Origin of the sequence: Microbacterium sp. SL62, from assembly GCF_026672635.1 — a bacterium.
GTDB classification, from domain to species: domain Bacteria; phylum Actinomycetota; class Actinomycetes; order Actinomycetales; family Microbacteriaceae; genus Microbacterium; species Microbacterium testaceum_A.
In genome coordinates, this window is sequence record NZ_JAPPRM010000001.1 from 2260561 (window position 1) to 2276974 (window position 16414).

A 16414-nucleotide genomic window follows, 5' to 3' on the forward strand; every position below is an offset into this window, starting at 1 on the left:
CGCCAGGAGACGCGCCCAGCGACAGAAAGTGACCCCTCACGCCAAAAGAACGATCGTGCGTCAGGCGCCGTGCGTGACGCGACCCGCGAGCAGCGTCGCCCGCACGGGCATCGCGCGCAGTCCACGCTCGTCGGCGATCAGCGGGTCGGCCCCGACGATGACGAGATCGGCGAGGGCGCCCGGTGAGATCTCGGCGGGTGCGGTCGATCCCCCCGCCGTCGAGGCGGCGATCGCCGTGTCGATGTCGACCCGCTGGTGCGGCTGCCACGCGTCGCGTCCGTCGCGCGTGCGGAACACCGCCGACGCCATCGCGGCCCACGGGTCGAGGGGTGCGACGGGCGCGTCGGAACCGAAGCGGAGGTTCGCGCCGCTGTCGGCCAGGGCCCGCAGCGGGTAGGGCTGCGCAGACTGCTCGGCCCAGACGGCATCCGTCATGTCCCGATCGTCGAGCGCGTGCTCGGGCTGCACGCTCGCGGCGACCCCCAGACGGGCGAAGCGCGGAATGTCGGCGTGAGCGACGAGCTGCGCGTGTTCGATGGTGCCCACCGCGCCGGTGAGGGCGTACGCGTCGAGCGCGTGGGCGTTCGCGATGTCGCCGATGGCGTGGATCGCGCATTCGAGTCCGGCCGCCGTGGCCCGCGTCATCATGTCGACGAGCTCCTCCGGCGGGACGGTCAGCAACCCGTGGTTGCCGGTGTCGCCCGGATAGTGGTGGGCGCACGCCGCGGTGCGGGTGCCCAGCGAGCCGTCGGTGATCGCCTTGAGCGGCCCGACCCGCACGAGACCGTTCGACGATCCCCTCACGGGGTCGCCCGTGCGAAGACCCTCGGCGATGGCCCGATCCAGGTCCTGCGGGTACGTGCCGTACGAGATGCGCAGCGTGTCGAATCCGCGCGCCGCTCGCCGCTGCCAGGGTTCGTCGTTCCAGGTCATGTCGAGGTCGACGAGACCCACGACCCCGCGAGCCGCGGCCGCGCGGGCCATGCGCTCCACGGCGGCGTCGGCGACGTCGGCCTCGACGGCGTTCACACGGCGCGAGATCTCGAACGCGTCCTCTTCGACGAGCATCCCGGATGCCACGGGCTCGAAGCCCTCGCGTCGGAAAGCCGCCGTGTTCATCCACACGCTGTGGACGTCGGCGTTGATCAGGTACGTCGGCACGCCCCCGGTGGAGGCATCCAACAGCTCCAGGCTCGGCTCGTCGGACCAGAGCCCGTCACGGAATCCGGAACCGACGCGGCGGCCGTCGGACTCGGGGGCGAGCGCCATGATCGTCGCGGCGTCGCGCGCGCTCGCCACCTCGCCGAGGGGCACACGATCGGCCGCGAGGGCCCACTGGAGCACGTGCACGTGGTGGTCCCAGAGCCCGGGGAGAAGCCACCCGCCCTCCCCCTCGAGGACGGCGCCGGTGGGCCGCAGGTTGCCCGTCGGCGCGATATCGGCGATCCGTCCGTCGGAGATGACGATGTCGACGGGCTCGGACGTCGGGAGGAATTCGCGTCCGGGTCCGGCGACACGCACCGCGCGGAGGAATCCGACGTTCTCGCCGATCACGGGCGGACCCGCGCGTCGGCGGCGCGACGCATCTCAGCGGAGAGCTCGTGGCGCCCCTCGGCGGTCAGACCGTCGATGATCGTCTCGACGACCTCCGCGGGACGGTTCTGGCTGAGCTTGCGCTTCGCCGTCACCCGCGTCGGCGTGAGGCGGAACCCCATGGTTCCGCGCTCGAGCCTTTCGACGAAGGCGGCGTCGTTGGGCACCGCGTACAGCCCTCTCGCGTCGTCACCATCACCCTCGAAACGCTTCACCAGGCGCTCGAGTACCCGCAGGTTCTCCTCCGGAGAGAGGAGTTCCGGGATGCCGCTGAGGTGCGCCGACACGAAGTTCCACGTCGGCACGGCAGGGACGTCCCCGTACCACCGCGGCGTGATGTAGCCGTGGGGGCCCTGGACGACGACGAGGAGCTCCCGGTCGCCGAGACCGAGGATCGCGTCGTCGGGCTTGCCGACATGGCCCACGATCGTCAGGTCGTCCCGGGTGTCGTCGAGCATGACCGCGTAGTGCGAGGCGACGAGGCCGTCGTCGGTCTGACTGACGAGGGTGACCCAGGGGTTGAGGTCGATGAGACGACGGATCTCACCGACGTCGGTCATCGCGAAGCTCGGATTCTGACGCACCGGATCAGCCTAGAACGCGGCGCCGGGCGGCTCGAACAGGCTCAGCCGCCTCCTGCCCCGGTCCCTGAGTCCGTCGCAGAGCCCGGAACCCGCTCGCTCACGCCTGGCACTTCGGACACCAGTACAGCTTGCGTCCGGCGGCTTCTTCCATGACGATCGCGGTTCCGCACACGCGGCAGGGCAGTCCTTCGCGGTGGTAGACCCAGTGCCGGTCGGCGCGGCGCGCCATCGCGCGGCGGTAGGCGGCGGGGTCGAGCCCGTCCATCGTCATCATCTGACCGGTCTCGACGCCGATCGGCAGCAGCGTCGCCCAGTCGCGCCAGATGCCCCGCACGACCTCTTCGGGCACGTCGCGACCCGGCGTGTGGGGGTTCTGCCGCGCGCGGAACAGCAGCTCGGCGCGGTACACGTTGCCGATGCCGCTCACGACGGCCTGGTCCATCAGCAGCAGGCCGATGGGCGTGGGCTTCTTGCGCACCGTGGCGGTGAAGCGCTCCTCGCCCTCGGGGAGGTCGTCGACGAGAGGGTCGGGCCCGAGCTTCGCGATGGTCGCCTGCACCTCGTCGGGGGTCTGCAGCACGCAGGCGGTGGGCCCGCGCAGGTCGGCGCACGTGGTGTCGGTCAGCAGGCGCAGGCGCACCTGGCCGACCACCGGCGGGGGCCACTCGTTCTGCTCCTCGAGGCCCGTCGTCTGCTCCGACATGCGCACGCGCGTGCGACGTGGTGCGCCGATGGAGGTCAAGGAGTTCTCGCCCGCTGCATCCAGGATCGGCTCGTCGTCGACGACCGTGCCGCGCTGATTCGTCTGGCCCATGCGGCCGTTGGCCGAGGCGATGGTCGCATCGACGACCACCTCGCCCGAGAAGTCCCAGGCGCCGTACATGCCGAGGTGCACGCGCAGCCAGACGTCTCCGTCGAAGCGGAGGAACATCTGCTTCGCCACCGCCCGCACCTCGAGCGCCTCGCGGCCGTCGATGACCGAGGCGCCCTCGGCGAAACGCCCCTGGGGGCTGGATGCCGAGACCGTGCGTCCCACGATGTTGCGGTCGAACTGCCGCGCGATGCGGTGGACGGAATGCCCTTCGGGCATCAGCCTGCCTCAGGGTCGAACGAGTCGCTCGCGTCGGTCATGGTGTTCGGCTTCTGGCCGGCGCGCGGGTCGGGCAGCAGCACCCCGTCCTGCTCGAAGGCGGCGAGCTGCCCGATGCGACGGGTGTGGCGCTCCTCACCCGAGAAGGGCGTCGCGATGAAGCGGTCGATGAACGACGCGGCCTCGTCGAAGGTGTGCTGTCGCGCACCGATCGAGATGACGTTGGCGTCGTTGTGCTCGCGGGCGAGCTCAGCCGTGGAGATGTTCCACACGAGCGCCGCGCGCACGCCGAGCACCTTGTTCGCGGCGATCTGCTCGCCGTTGCCCGAGCCGCCGAACACGACACCGAGGGCCTCGACGCCCGCGGCCTGGTCGCGCACGACCGCCTGCGCGGCGCGGATGCAGAAGGCCGGGTAGTCGTCGAGGGCGTCGTACTCGACCGGGCCGTGGTCGACGACCTCGTGCCCCTGAGCGGCGAGGTGGTGCTGGATCTGGGTGGAGAACTCGAGACCGGCGTGATCGGTGCCGATGTGGATGCGCATGCGGCAAGTCTATTGAGCGGGTCCGACATCGCGGGCGGACATGACGACGCCGCCCGCTCCGGGTGAGGAACGGGCGGCGTCGAGGTCGTCAGGGACGCAGACCTGCGGCGACCGGCTTGAAACCGGCGCGGATGTTCTCGCAGCACCCCGGCCGGCACACGTCGTACCAGGGGCCCAGGTCGGTCAGGTGTGGGCGCTCCGCCTTCGGCGTGCCCTTGAGCCGCTCCTCGACCAGGTCGATCAGACCCGACACGTACGCAGGATCGATGCCCGGCGTCGGCGTGCGCACCGCGCGAATGCCCGCCTCTTCAGCGGCCTCCATGGCCTCGGTGTCGAGGTCCCAGAGCACCTCCATGTGGTCGCTGACGAAACCAAGGGGCACGATGACGACCGCCTCGGCGCCGCGGCCGGGAAGCTCCGCGATCACATCGTTGACGTCGGGCTCGAGCCAGGGCTGCGTGGGCGGGCCCGAACGCGACTGGTAGACGAGCTCCCACTCGACGTCGGCGACGGCGGCGGCGACCTCGGCCATGACGAAGGCGGCGACGGCGTTGTGCTGCGCCTCGTAGGCACCGCCCTCTCCGAACTCGACGTCGCGAGGGCCGGAACGCTCCGCGTCGGCGCTCGGAATCGAGTGCGTGGAGAAGAGCACGCGGATCTTCTCGGGCGCGATCCCGTCGGCGACGTAGGCCGAGACGGCATCCGTCACGCCCCGGACGAAGGTGCTCACGAAGCCCGGGTGGTCGAAGAACTGACGGACCTTGTCGATCGTCACCGTCTCACCGAGACCGGTCGCCTCAAGCACACGGGCGTAGTCTTCGCGGTACTGACGGCAGCTCGAGAACGAGCTGTAGGCGCTCGTCGCGATCGCGAGGAGGGTCGTGTCGCCCGCCTCGGCCGCCTCGGTGACGGCCTCTGCGAGGTACGGCGACCAGTTGCGATTGCCCCAGTACACGGGCAGACCCAGTCCGCGCTTGGCGATCTCAGCCTCGAGGGCGGCCTTGAGCTCGCGATTGTGCTGATTGATCGGGCTGACGCCGCCGAAGTGACGGTAGTGGTGGGCGACCTCTTCGAGTCGCTCATCGGGGATGCCGCGCCCGCGCGTCACGTTGCGCAGGAACGGGATGACGTCGTCCTGACCCTCGGGCCCGCCGAAGCCGGCGAGGAGGATGCCGTCGTACGCCACCGGCGTCTCGACCCACTTGGGTCCGGACGCCGCAGCGGGCGACGCGTAGAGGACGGTCTCAGGGTTGGTGTCCGTGTCGGTCGTGCTCACGATCACATCCTCGCACTCCCGCGCGAGGCGCGGACGCGAGATATCTCGCTACTAGGCTTATACGGTTGTCACCGACGTCAACCGCGTCACCTGCGACAAACCACCCAGATCCCCGGGAGAACGCCAGTGCCAGGAGAGAACCTCACCCGCATCGAAGCGCAGGAGCGTCGCGCGATCGTCGACACGCACTCCTACGACGTGCAGCTCGACCTCACGCGCGGAGACGAGGTCTTCGCCTCGCGCACCGTCGTGACCTTCGCCGCCACCGAGGGCGCGTCGACCTTCATCGACCTGATCGCGCGCACCGTGCACGCAATCACCCTCAACGGCCGCTCGCTCGACCCCGCCGCCGTCTTCGCCGACTCGCGCATCGCGCTCGACGACCTCGCGGCCGAGAACGAGCTCGTCGTCGAGGCCGACTGCGAATACACCAACACCGGCGAGGGCCTGCACCGCTTCGTCGACCCCGTCGACGGCGAGGTCTACCTCTACTCGCAGTTCGAGGTGCCCGACTCGCGCCGCATGTACACCGTGTTCGAGCAGCCCGATCTCAAGGCCGCCTTCACCTTCTCGGTCACCGCCCCCGCGCGCTGGAAGGTCGTCTCCAACTCCCCCACGCCCGAGCCGGTCGTCGTGTCGGACGACACCGCCCGCTGGGACTTCCCCGCCACCCCGCGCATCTCGTCGTACATCACCGCTCTCGTCGCGGGTCCCTACGAGGCGACCTACAGCGAGCTCACGAGCGCCGACGGCCGCGTCATCCCCCTCGGCGTCTTCGCTCGGAAGAGCCTGTGGCAGTACCTCGACGCCGACTACGTCTTCGAGAAGACCCGTCAGGGCTTCGCGTACTTCGAGGAGAAGTTCGGCTTCCCCTACCCGTTCGCCAAGTACGACCAGCTCTTCGTGCCCGAGTTCAACGCCGGCGCGATGGAGAACGCGGGTGCGGTCACCTTCACCGAGACCTACGTCTTCCGCAGCAAGGTGACGGATGCCGTGAAGGAACGTCGCGTCGTGACGATCCTCCACGAGCTCGCGCACATGTGGTTCGGCGACCTCGTCACCATGAAGTGGTGGAACGACCTCTGGCTGAACGAGTCGTTCGCCGAGTGGGCCTCCACGATCGCCACCGCCGAGGCCACCGAGTGGGAGGCCGCCTGGACGACCTTCAACGCGATGGAGAAGACCTGGGCGTACCGCCAGGACCAGCTCCCCTCGACCCACCCGGTCGTCGCCGAGATCAACGACCTCGAAGACGTGCAGGTGAACTTCGACGGCATCACCTACGCCAAGGGCGGCTCCGTGCTGAAGCAGCTCGCCGCGTGGGTGGGTATCGAGCAGTTCTTCGCGGGTGTGGCCGCGTACTTCCAGAAGCACCAGTGGTCGAACACCGAGGTCGGCGACCTGCTCGTCGAGCTCGAGGCCACCAGCGGTCGCGACCTGGGCGACTGGGCCAAGAAGTGGCTCGAGACGGCGGGTGTCAACACGCTCACCCCGCTCATCGAAGAGGGAGCGGACGGCACAATCACGCGCTTCGCCATCGTGCAGACCGCCCCGGCCGACTACCCCACCATCCGCCCGCACCGACTGGGCGTGGGCTTCTACTCGGTGACCGAGTCGGGCTCGCTCGAGCGCGTCCACCGCGTCGAGATCGACGTCGACGGCGACCGCACCGAGGTCGCCGAGCTCCGTGGCATCCGTCGTCCCGACCTCGTGCTGCTCAACGACGATGACCTCGCTTACGCGAAGATCCGTCTCGACGAGCGCTCGCTGGCCACCGCGATCGCGCACCTGAAGGACATCTCCGACCCGCTTGCGCGTTCGCTCGTGTGGGGTGCGGCGTGGGATCAGACGCGGGATGCCGAGGCCTCGGCCACCGATTACCTCGACCTCGTCCTGCAGAACATCGGCTCCGAGACCGAGTCGACCACGGTGCGCACGACGCTGGGCCAGCTGCAGCTCGCCGCGAACTCGTACGTCGCCCCCGAGACCCGTGACGCGGCGCGCGAGCGCGTGGCCGACGGCCTGTGGGAGCTGGCGCAGAAGGCCGAGGCCGGCAGCGACAGCCAGTTGCAGTTCGTGACGGCGTTCGCCTCGGCGGCCTCCACCCCGGCTCACGCCGAGACGGTCCGTGCGCTCCGCGACGGCGACACCACGCTCGAGGGCCTCGAGATCGACACCGACCTGTCGTGGCAGCTACTGGTATCGCTCGCCTCCGCGGGCGTGGTCACGGCGGCCGACATCAACGAGGCGCGCGCCGCGGACAACACGGCGAAGGGCGGGGAGTTCGCGGCCATGGCCAAGGCGTCGCTCCCCTCGCACGCGGCGAAGCAGGAGGCGTGGGACTCGCTCATCGAGCGCGCCGACGCGCCGAACACGATCGTTCGGTCGACGGCCTCGGGCTTCACGAACCCGACGACGGTCGACGTGCTCGCCGACTTCGTCGAGCCGTACTTCGCGATGCTGCTGCCCATCTGGGAGTCGCGCAGCTACCAGATCGCGCAGTACCTGATCGTGGGCCTGTACCCCGCCGCCCTGGCGAACAAGGCGCTGCGCGACGCGACGCGTCAGTGGCTGTCGCAGAACGCCGACGCCGCCCCCGCGCTTCGTCGCCTCGTCGGCGAGAACCTCGCCGGCGTCGAACGCGCGCTGGCGGTCCAGGAGCGCGACGCCCAGTAATCCGCGTCTGCGTCGGATGCCCTCTCCCCCTCGGGAGGGGGCATCCGTCGTTGCGGGGTCATCCTCCCGTCGCTCGCGATCATCCGGACGGAGGACGCGGCGACCGGGTCGCCGTCCCTAGCGTGGAGGCATGATCGTTGCAGACAACCTCACCAAGCGGTACGGCGACAAGACCGCCGTCGACGGCGTCTCGTTCACGGTGGCCCCCGGGCGGGTGACCGGCTTCCTCGGACCGAACGGTGCGGGGAAGTCCACCACGATGCGCATGATCGTCGGGCTCGACCGCCCCACCGCCGGCCGCGTGACCGTGGGCGGCCAGGACTACCGGCACCTCCGCTCTCCCCTCACCGAGGTTGGCGTCCTGCTCGACGCGAAGGCCATCCACACCGGCCGATCGGCGCGCAATCACCTTCGCGCCATGGCCGCGACGCACGGCATCGGGAACGCCCGCGTCGACGAGGTGATCGAGCTCACCGGCATCAGATCCGTGGCCGGCAAGCGCGCGGGCGGCTTCTCGCTCGGCATGGGTCAGCGCCTCGGCATCGCGGCCGCCCTGCTCGGCGACCCGCACACGCTGATCCTCGACGAACCCGTCAACGGCCTCGACCCCGAGGGCGTCCGCTGGGTGCGCCAGTTCGTGCGCCATCTCGCGGGCGAGGGTCGAACGGTCCTGCTGTCGAGCCACCTGATGAGCGAGATGTCGCAGACCGCCGATCACGTGATCGTGCTGGGGCGCGGGCGCGTGCTCGCCGACGCGGCCCTCCCCGACCTCGTCCGCACCTGGACCACGACCACCCTGCTCGTGCGCTCCCCCCGCCTCGGCGAACTCGTCACCGCCCTCGAGATCCCGGATGCCACCGTCTCGGCCGTCGAGCCGGGCGCGGCGCAGATCACCGGGATCACGGCCGAAACGGTCGGCGACATCGCCGCCGCCCGCGGCATCCCCCTCTACGAACTCAGCCCGCGCGTCGGCTCCCTCGAGGACGCCTATCTCGCCCTGACCGACGACTCCGTCGAGTACAAGACCAAGGAGATCGCATGACCGCCCTCGCCGCCGCGCCCCGCCGGGCGACGCACCCGAACACCCCGCGCCTGAGCTTCGCGCACCTGCTGAAGAGCGAGGCGATCAAGATCCTCACGCTCCGCTCGACCTGGTGGTCGCTCGGGGTCACCGCCGCACTGTCGGTGGGGATCTCGCTGCTCATCGCGCTCGCCACGAGCGGCATGGGCGGGGGGATGGAGCCGACGAACGTCATCCTCGCGCCCACCCAGTTCACGATGCTCGTGGCCGGCATCCTCGGCGCGATCGTCGTGACCGGGGAGTACTCGACCGGGATGATCCGCTCGACACTCACCGCGGAGCCCCGTCGCGGTGCCGTGCTGCTGGCGAAGGCGCTCGTCGTGGCCGTGACGATGATGGTGACCACCGTGATCATCTACGCCGTCGCCATCGCCGCCACCGCTCCCCTGCTGGGTGGCACGGGCATCGACTGGGCGACGCCCGCCGACTCGATCGTGCCCCTCGCCCTCGGCATGCTCTCGATGGCCTGCTTCACCCTCATGGGCGTCGGCTTCGGTTTCGTCCTGCGCAGCGGCGCCGGTGCGATCGCCGTCACGGTGGGAGTGCTCTTCGTGGGAGTGCTCTTCGTGCTGCCGATCATGCTGAGCCTCTTCTCGATCGCCGGCCCCGACTGGATGTGGGTCGTCGAGGCGGGCAAATACCTCCCGGTCAGCGCCGCCGGCAGCCTCACCCGGGCCGGAGCGACCGACCTGGTGGAGCCCGCGCTCACGATGGCCGGGTGGGTGATCGGGCCCCTCCTGCTCGGGTGGATCGCGCTGCGCTGGCGCGACGCCTGATCCGATCCGCGATGGATGCCTCGACGCTCAGCCGGCGCCGAGGCATCCGTCGTTAGTCTGAATCCGATGTCCGTTCTCGCCGAAAACCCCTCGCCCGCCCCGTCACCCTCCATCACGTCGCCGAGCGATCTGGCCAACCCCGACACCTGGGCCTGGATCGGCGATCAGCTGCTCGGCTTCGGCGGTGTGCTGCTGAGGGTGCTCGGGATCATCATCGGGATCGCCGTCGCCGCCTGGATCCTTCGCGTGATCATCCGCCGCGTGGTGGATCGAATCGTCAATGGGGCGAAGAGCAAGGCCCGCGTCGACGACACGCAGGCCCTCGATCGTTCGCCCCTCAGCGCGGTACGGCTGGTGCAGCGCACCCGCACCCTCGGCACGATCCTGCAGAACATCGTCAACGTCATTCTCGTGATCGTCGCGCTCGTCTGGATCGCCAGCATCGTCGCGCCCGACGCACTCGCCTCGCTCACGCTGCTCACCGCCGCGATCGGCGCCGGTCTCGGCTTCGGCGCCCAGAACATCGTCAAAGACGTGCTCAACGGCATCTTCATCGTCGCCGAAGACCAGATCGGCATCGGCGACGTCGTCGACCTGGGGCTCGCGACCGGCATCGTGGAGTTCGTCAGCGTGCGCATCACCCACGTTCGCGACGTCAACGGCACGCTCTGGTACGTGCGCAACGGTGAGATCACCCGCATCGGCAACATGTCCCAGGGATGGTCGCGCGTCATCATCGATTTGGCCGTACCGGTGGATGCCGACATCGACGACGTCGAGAAGGCGATGCTGACCGCCGCCAAGACGATGGCGAAAGAGACGAAGTGGCGCTCGCGCATCATCGAGCAGCCCGAGATCTGGGGCCTGGAGTCGATCAGTGGCGACGCCCTCGTCATCCGCCTCGTCATGAAGACCCGCTCGAGCGCGAAGGACGACGTGGCCCGCGAGCTGCGCGCGCGCCTGAAGAAGGCCATCGACGCGATGGGCATCGCGCTCCCCCAGCTCAACTCGATCGTGCTGACGGGCGCGGAGGGCGCGCAGAGCGTCCGCGGAGCGCACCCGCCGAAGACCAAAGAGACCCAGGTCGCGGTCGGCGCGAGCCGCCCGATCTGGCGCCCGCGCCGCAGCAAGATGGACTCATCCGAGACCGCTGACGAGCACGCCGTCGAAGCGCCCCCTGCCAAGGTGAAGAAGAAGACCGTTCAGGACGACACCCCCACGGCCATCGTCGACCTGCCCCCGGCTCCCGGGGCCGACGCGCCCAAGCCCACTCCTCCGGCGGTCCGCGCCGACGACAAGGACGAGTCATGACCGAGCCCGTCAGCTTCTACGACCAGGTGGGCGGGATGGAGACGTTCCGTCGGCTGGTCGACGCGTTCTACCGCGGCGTCGCCTCCGACGAGGTGCTGAAGCCGATGTACCCCGAAGAGGACCTCGGCCCGGCCGCCGAACGCCTCACCCTGTTCCTCGCGCAGTACTGGGGCGGCCCGACGACCTATGGCGAGACGCGCGGACACCCGCGACTGCGCATGCGCCACATGCCGTTCCACGTCGACCCCGACGCCCGCGACCGCTGGCTGCGGCACATGCGCGCCGCCGTCGACGAGATCGCCCTGCCGCCCGCGTTCGAAGAGCCCCTGTGGGACTACCTCGAGCGGGCGGCCTACGCGATGGTCAACACGTTCGAGCCGCGCGGGATCGGCCCGCGCCAGGACGGGCGCCCCGATACGGGCCTGCCCGTCCGCGCGAACGACTGATCACCGACCGAGGAAGTCCCCGAACCCGGGGATGTCGAGGTTCGACAGTCCCTCGCCGAAACCGCTGATCTGCTCGCCGGCGCCCGACACGGCATCCTGAGCTCCTCCGGCCCACTCGCCGAGACCGGTGCCCTCGGCAAGGGAGGCGAGATCGACCCCGGATGCCATCGCCTCGAGGTCGACGCCCTCTGCGAGCCCCGCGAAGTCGACGCCCATCTGCCCGGCCTGCGCGAGCAGGGGCACCGCGACGGCGCTGACGACGGCTCCCCCGGCGACCGCCGCGAGGAGGCCCCCGGCGCCCACGACGCCGGCACCGATCAGACCGCCGCGCCCGGCCTTGGCGAGCAGCCCGGACATGCGTCCGGGACGCGCCGCTTCGGCACGCGCAGCCGTGCGCGCGAGGTCGTCCGCGGTGTCCGTGCGCGGGCGCTCGTCAGGGGCCAGATCGGCATCCATCCGCTCCTTCACGTGCGCGCGCTGCGCCGGTGTGAGGCGGGCGAACGCTTCGCGGTGCATCTGCTCGACCCTGTCGGGGTCGGCCGTGCGCAGGAGGTAGTCGTAGCGGGCGATGGCGGCACGGTCGGCGTCCGACAGAGCGGACGAGGGACGGGATGCCGCGGGCGGCGCGTACCGCCCGTTCGACGCGGGGCCGCGGGTCGCGGCGGGCGGGGTGCTCGCTCCGCGATCGCCGGTGACGGCGTCGGCCGCGGAGCGGACCATGTCGCGCCAGTCTTTTCCTCCGGCGGCACCCGGGGGGCGCGACGAGGATGCGGCTTTTCCGGCGGCCTTGGAGGCGAGATCGAACAGACGGGAGAACGAGACCATGGAAGGACCTCTCGACGGGCGGCGCACGGCCGCGGCGTCAAGGTCTCCTCCGCCCTTTCGGACCGACGTACCCGGAATCCAATCGTGGACCCGTGATGACGGATACGTCGCGTCGGGAGTACTCCCCTTGCGTGTCTTCAGCGTATGGAGGCCACCTGTGCGCTTGCTGGATCAGCTCCCCGTGGCGCGCACCGCGGTGAGCCCCGAACGCACCGGGCCGCGCACCAGCACGTGGCCGCGCGCGAGACTCACGCGCGTCCAGGCACCGCTGCGGCGCACGGGCGCCTGCTCGGACCCGGCGATGAAGCCCAGAGCGAAGGCCGCGAAGGCCGTGCCCAGGGGCAGTCCCCCCAGTGCTTCGTCGGGCTGACCCCACACCTGTGCCCGCACGAGGCGCACGATGTCCTCGCCGGCGTCGGCGGGAAGGGCGTCGGCGACGGCCGCGACCCCGTACTGCGCTCGCGATGCGAGTACGGCCGAGTCGATGGCATCCGTCTGCTCCCATCCTCCGCGCGGGGGCGAGATGCCCGCCCAGGCCGGCGAGGTCGCGGTCTCGGGCAGCACGACCGCGGACGCGTCGTCGGGGGCGGGGAGCAGGGCGGACGCCTCGACCACCAGGTCGCACTCGAGCTCGGGGTCGATCGCCGAGACGCGCAGACCCAGAACGGTCGGCGTGGCATCGAGCAGTCCGCGGGGGGCGAGAGGGGCCGCCGTGGCGACCAGCACTCCCCCGTCGGCTCGCAGTCGCACGGTGCCGTCACCGAGACGGATCGTTCGGGCGGCGAAGGTGAGCAGGTCGGCTGCCGCCTGCGGGTCGGGGAACAACAGGCGCGCGGACACCCGCCCTAAACTATCAAGCGGTGCGGGTTCGCCGTACCGGAACGGGAGTCAGTGTGTCCGAGGCCATCGATCCCGTGGCGTCGCTGCTGAGCGTGCTCGACCTCCGCGATGCCGGAGCGCGCACGACCGAAGACATCTTCACGGGGGTGTCGCAGGCCATGCCCACCGGGCGCGTGTACGGCGGTCAGGTGCTCGCGCAGACCATCGTCGCAGCATCTCGGACCCTCCCGGCTGAGCGCACCGTCCACTCGATGCACGGGTACTTCCTGCGCCCGGGTGATCCCTCCGACGGCATCACCTTCTCCGTCGACCGCATTCACGACGGCCGCTCGTTCTCGACCCGGCGGACCCAGGCGTTCCAGTCGGGCGTCCCGATCTTCTCGATGATCGCCTCGTTCCAGGACGAAGACCCGGGTCTCGAGCACTTCGAGCCGATGCCGGAGGGGATTCCCCAGCCCGAGGACGCCCCCTCGCTCGAGGTCGAGACCCTGCACCCGATCAGCCGCAGGATCCTCTCCGAAAGCCCTGTCGACGTCCGCCACGTGACCTCGCCGCTGTACGCCTCGGTCGAGGGCCCGCTCGTGCCCCGGCAGGCGGTCTGGATGAAGCTGCGTCGCCCCGTCGGCGACGACCCCGCCGTCCACCGCGCCGCCCTCGCCTACCTCAGCGACCTCACGATCCAGGAGTCGATCATGCGTGCGCACGGCGTCGCGTGGAACGCCCCGGGACTGAAGGTCGCAAGCCTCGACCACGCGATGTGGTGGCACCGCCCGGGACGCGTCGACGAGTGGCTGCTGTACGTGCAGGAGTCCCCGAACGCCCGCGGGGGCCGAGGACTGGCCACCGGACGCATCTACACGCGCGACGGCGCGCTCGTGGCCAGCGTCGCGCAAGAGGTCATGGTGCGCGTCCCGCGCGGATGATCCCGGATGCCGACACCCGGCGGCCCTCGCCGGACGAGGTCGCGCGGGTCGGCGGCGGCGTGCGCGGGCAGGGTTCCGCAGGGCGCTGACGAGAGTCGGCTCCCGGCGGGAGGGGAACGCCGCGGGCCCGCGAGTGGCGTCATCGGGCTCCGGCGTCTTACGACGGGCGCAGGATACGCGGAGCCCCGTGGAGCGGGCTCACCCGCGCGAACGGCCCCGGCGGTACTCGATCGGGTCGCCGATGTACGGCGCCCAGGCGGTGCGTTCCGCTTCGGTCCAGCGGATGGGTCGACCACTGGCGGTGTCGACGAGGACCGTGACGGCCGTGGCGCGGGCGTAGAGCACGGGCTCGGCGTCACCGACGGGGCTGTAGACCTCGAAGCAGATGTCGGCGCTCGACCCGCCCATCGCGCCGATCCACATGCGCACGTCGAGGGGGCGTTGACTGTAGGGCACCGGGCGCAGGTACTCGATCTCTTGACGGGCGATGAGCGTGGCGCGATCGCCGCCGCTCTCGAGCACGTCCATGTCGAACACCGCCGTCGGGAGCGGTTCTCCCTCGCCGTCGCTGTGCCAGAACGCGCGCAACCGTGCCTCTTCGAGCAGCTTCAACATCGAGGTGTTGTTGACGTGCCCGAGGGCGTCGAGGTCGCCCCAGCGGAGGTGGATGGGCACGTGCACCCGCGAGGGTCCGGCGACCGCCGGACCCTCGTCGGGGGTGTGCTGCGCGGGGCTGTCAGTCACGAGTGAGCTTGCGGTAGGTCGAGCGCGAGGGGTTGGCCGCGTCGGCACCGAGACGCTCGATCTTGTTCGCCTCGTAGGCCTCGAAGTTGCCCTCGAACCAGTGCCACTGGTCGGGGTGCTCTTCGGTGCCCTCGTAGGCGAGGATGTGCGTCGCGATGCGGTCGAGGAACCACCGGTCGTGCGTGATAACCACGGCGCAGCCGGGGAATTCGAGCAGCGCGTTCTCGAGCGAGCTCAGCGTCTCGACGTCGAGGTCGTTGGTCGGCTCGTCGAGGAGGAGCAGGTTGCCGCCCTCTTTCAGCGTGAGGGCGAGGTTCAGGCGGTTGCGCTCACCGCCGGACAGGACGCCCGCCTTCTTCTGCTGGTCGGGGCCCTTGAATCCGAATTTCGACACGTACGCGCGCGACGGGATCTCGGTCTTGCCGACGGTGATGATGTCGAGTCCGTCGGACACGACCTCCCACAGCGTCTTCTCGGGGTCGATGTTGGAGCGCGACTGGTCGACGTAGCTGATCTTGACGGTCTCGCCGATCTTCAGCGTGCCGCCGTCGAGGGGCTCGAGGCCGACGATCGTCTTGAACAGCGTGGTCTTTCCGACACCGTTCGGACCGATCACGCCGACGATGCCGTTCGGCGGCAGGTTGAAGCTGAGGTTGCTGATCAGCGAGCGGTCGCCGAAGCTCTTCTCGAGCTTCTTGGCGTCGATGACGATGCTGCCTAGGCGCGGGCCCGCGGGGATCTGGATCTCGTCGAAGTCCAACTTGCGCGTGCGCTCGGCCTCGGCTGCCATCTCTTCGTAGCGGGCGAGACGCGCCTTCGACTTGACCTGGCGGCCCTTGGCGTTGGAGCGGACCCACTCGAGCTCCTCCTTGAGGCGCTTGGCGAGCTTGGCGTCCTTCTTGCCCTGGACGTCGAGGCGCTGCCCCTTCTTCTCGAGGTAGGTCGAGTAGTTGCCCTCGTAGGGGTACAGGTGGCCGCGGTCGACCTCGGCGATCCACTCCGCGACGTTGTCGAGGAAGTACCGGTCGTGGGTGATCGCGATGACCGCGCCCTTGTACGCCTTGAGGTGCTGCTCGAGCCAGAGCACGCTCTCGGCGTCGAGGTGGTTGGTGGGCTCGTCAAGGAGCAGCAGGTCGGGCTTCTGCAGGAGGAGCTTGGCGAGGGCGACGCGACGACGCTCACCGCCGGAGAGCGGAACGACCGAGGCGTCGGCCGGCGGGGTGCGCAGCGCGTCCATCGCCTGCTCGAGCTGCGAGTCGAGGTCCCAGCCGTCGGCGGCGTCGATCTCTTCCTGCAGCGTTCCCATCTCGGCCAGCAGGGCGTCGAAGTCCGCATCGGGGTCGGCCATGAGGGCAGAGATCTCGTTGAAGCGGTCGAGCTTGGGCTTGATCGCCACGCCGTCCTGGATGTTCTCGAGGACGGTCTTGCTGTCGTCGAGCTCGGGCTCCTGCATGAGGATGCCGACGGTGAAGCCGGGGCTCAGTCGGGCCTCGCCGTTGGAGGGGTTGTCGAGCCCCGCCATGATCTTCAGGATCGTCGACTTACCCGCACCGTTCGGCCCGACCATGCCGATCTTGGCACCGGGGAGGAACGACATGGTGACGTCGTCGAGGATCAGCTTGTCGCCCACAGCTTTGCGAGCGCGGACCATGGAGTAGATGTATTCCGCCATAACCCGTCCAGTCTAGGGGCGATGCGCCATCTCGC

The 16414-nt window shown here is 70.0% G+C and carries 15 protein-coding genes; 6 read left to right on the forward strand and 9 right to left on the reverse strand.

Annotated elements, in window-relative coordinates:
• Window positions 1–60: 60 nt before the first annotated feature.
• The 5 genes from OVA26_RS10820 to OVA26_RS10840 all read right to left on the reverse strand — a co-directional run bounded on the left by OVA26_RS10820 (window position 61) and on the right by OVA26_RS10840 (window position 5085).
• On the reverse strand, window positions 61–1554 hold the full coding sequence (locus tag OVA26_RS10820; protein ID WP_268104086.1) for an amidohydrolase: 1494 nt from the start codon (window positions 1552–1554) through the stop codon (window positions 61–63).
• On the reverse strand, window positions 1551–2177 hold the full coding sequence (locus OVA26_RS10825; protein WP_268104087.1) for an FMN-binding negative transcriptional regulator: 627 nt from the start codon (window positions 2175–2177) through the stop codon (window positions 1551–1553). Before OVA26_RS10825 ends, OVA26_RS10820 begins: the two co-directional genes overlap by 4 nt.
• Before the next feature lie 97 nt (window positions 2178–2274).
• Window positions 2275–3267 (reverse strand): Fpg/Nei family DNA glycosylase, encoded by a 993-nt coding sequence (locus tag OVA26_RS10830; RefSeq protein WP_268104088.1) that lies wholly within the window; start codon window positions 3265–3267, stop codon window positions 2275–2277.
• Window positions 3267–3809 carry a ribose-5-phosphate isomerase gene (locus tag OVA26_RS10835; RefSeq protein WP_268104089.1) on the reverse strand — a complete coding sequence of 181 codons (543 nt, stop codon included), beginning with the start codon at window positions 3807–3809 and terminating at the stop codon, window positions 3267–3269. The genes OVA26_RS10830 and OVA26_RS10835 overlap by 1 nt, the downstream gene beginning before the upstream one ends.
• Before the next feature lie 88 nt (window positions 3810–3897).
• Window positions 3898–5085 (reverse strand): ferrochelatase, encoded by a 1188-nt coding sequence (locus OVA26_RS10840; protein WP_268104090.1) that lies wholly within the window; start codon window positions 5083–5085, stop codon window positions 3898–3900.
• A gap of 126 nt (window positions 5086–5211) precedes the next feature.
• On the opposite strand from OVA26_RS10840, the gene pepN reads away from it, so the two are divergent.
• The 5 genes from pepN to OVA26_RS10865 all read left to right on the forward strand — a co-directional run bounded on the left by pepN (window position 5212) and on the right by OVA26_RS10865 (window position 11375).
• Window positions 5212–7761, forward strand: a complete 2550-nt coding sequence (gene pepN / locus OVA26_RS10845; RefSeq protein WP_268104091.1) for an aminopeptidase N — start codon at window positions 5212–5214, stop codon at window positions 7759–7761.
• 130 nt (window positions 7762–7891) lie between these two features.
• A complete protein-coding gene (locus tag OVA26_RS10850; RefSeq protein WP_074695071.1) occupies window positions 7892–8803 on the forward strand; it encodes an ABC transporter ATP-binding protein in 912 nt (303 codons plus the stop codon).
• Window positions 8800–9618, forward strand: a complete 819-nt coding sequence (locus OVA26_RS10855) for an ABC transporter permease subunit (RefSeq protein WP_268104092.1) — start codon at window positions 8800–8802, stop codon at window positions 9616–9618. Before OVA26_RS10850 ends, OVA26_RS10855 begins: the two co-directional genes overlap by 4 nt.
• A 66-nt stretch (window positions 9619–9684) precedes the next feature.
• Window positions 9685–10929 (forward strand): mechanosensitive ion channel family protein, encoded by a 1245-nt coding sequence (locus OVA26_RS10860; protein ID WP_268104093.1) that lies wholly within the window; start codon window positions 9685–9687, stop codon window positions 10927–10929.
• Window positions 10926–11375 carry a globin gene (locus tag OVA26_RS10865; protein ID WP_144785279.1) on the forward strand — a complete coding sequence of 150 codons (450 nt, stop codon included), beginning with the start codon at window positions 10926–10928 and terminating at the stop codon, window positions 11373–11375. Before OVA26_RS10860 ends, OVA26_RS10865 begins: the two co-directional genes overlap by 4 nt.
• Here the strand turns inward: OVA26_RS10865 and OVA26_RS10870 are convergent, their stop codons facing one another.
• Window positions 11376–12200, reverse strand: a complete 825-nt coding sequence (locus OVA26_RS10870; RefSeq protein ID WP_074695073.1) for a cation-transporting ATPase — start codon at window positions 12198–12200, stop codon at window positions 11376–11378.
• A 171-nt stretch (window positions 12201–12371) separates the two neighbouring features.
• On the reverse strand, window positions 12372–13040 hold the full coding sequence (locus tag OVA26_RS10875) for a hypothetical protein (protein ID WP_074695074.1): 669 nt from the start codon (window positions 13038–13040) through the stop codon (window positions 12372–12374).
• Between the two features lie 53 nt (window positions 13041–13093).
• Here OVA26_RS10875 and OVA26_RS10880 point away from each other — a divergent pair, with 53 nt between their 5' ends.
• Window positions 13094–13963, forward strand: coding sequence for an acyl-CoA thioesterase (locus OVA26_RS10880; protein ID WP_176786342.1), 870 nt, complete (start codon window positions 13094–13096; stop codon window positions 13961–13963).
• Window positions 13964–14161: 198 nt separating this feature from the next.
• Here OVA26_RS10880 and OVA26_RS10885 read toward each other — a convergent pair whose 3' ends face one another.
• Entirely contained in the window at window positions 14162–14707 is a 546-nt protein-coding gene (locus OVA26_RS10885) for an acyl-CoA thioesterase (protein ID WP_074695075.1), read from the reverse strand.
• Window positions 14700–16379, reverse strand: coding sequence for an energy-dependent translational throttle protein EttA (gene ettA, locus OVA26_RS10890; RefSeq protein WP_056230991.1), 1680 nt, complete (start codon window positions 16377–16379; stop codon window positions 14700–14702). The genes OVA26_RS10885 and ettA overlap by 8 nt, the downstream gene beginning before the upstream one ends.
• Between the last annotated feature and the right edge of the window lie 35 nt (window positions 16380–16414).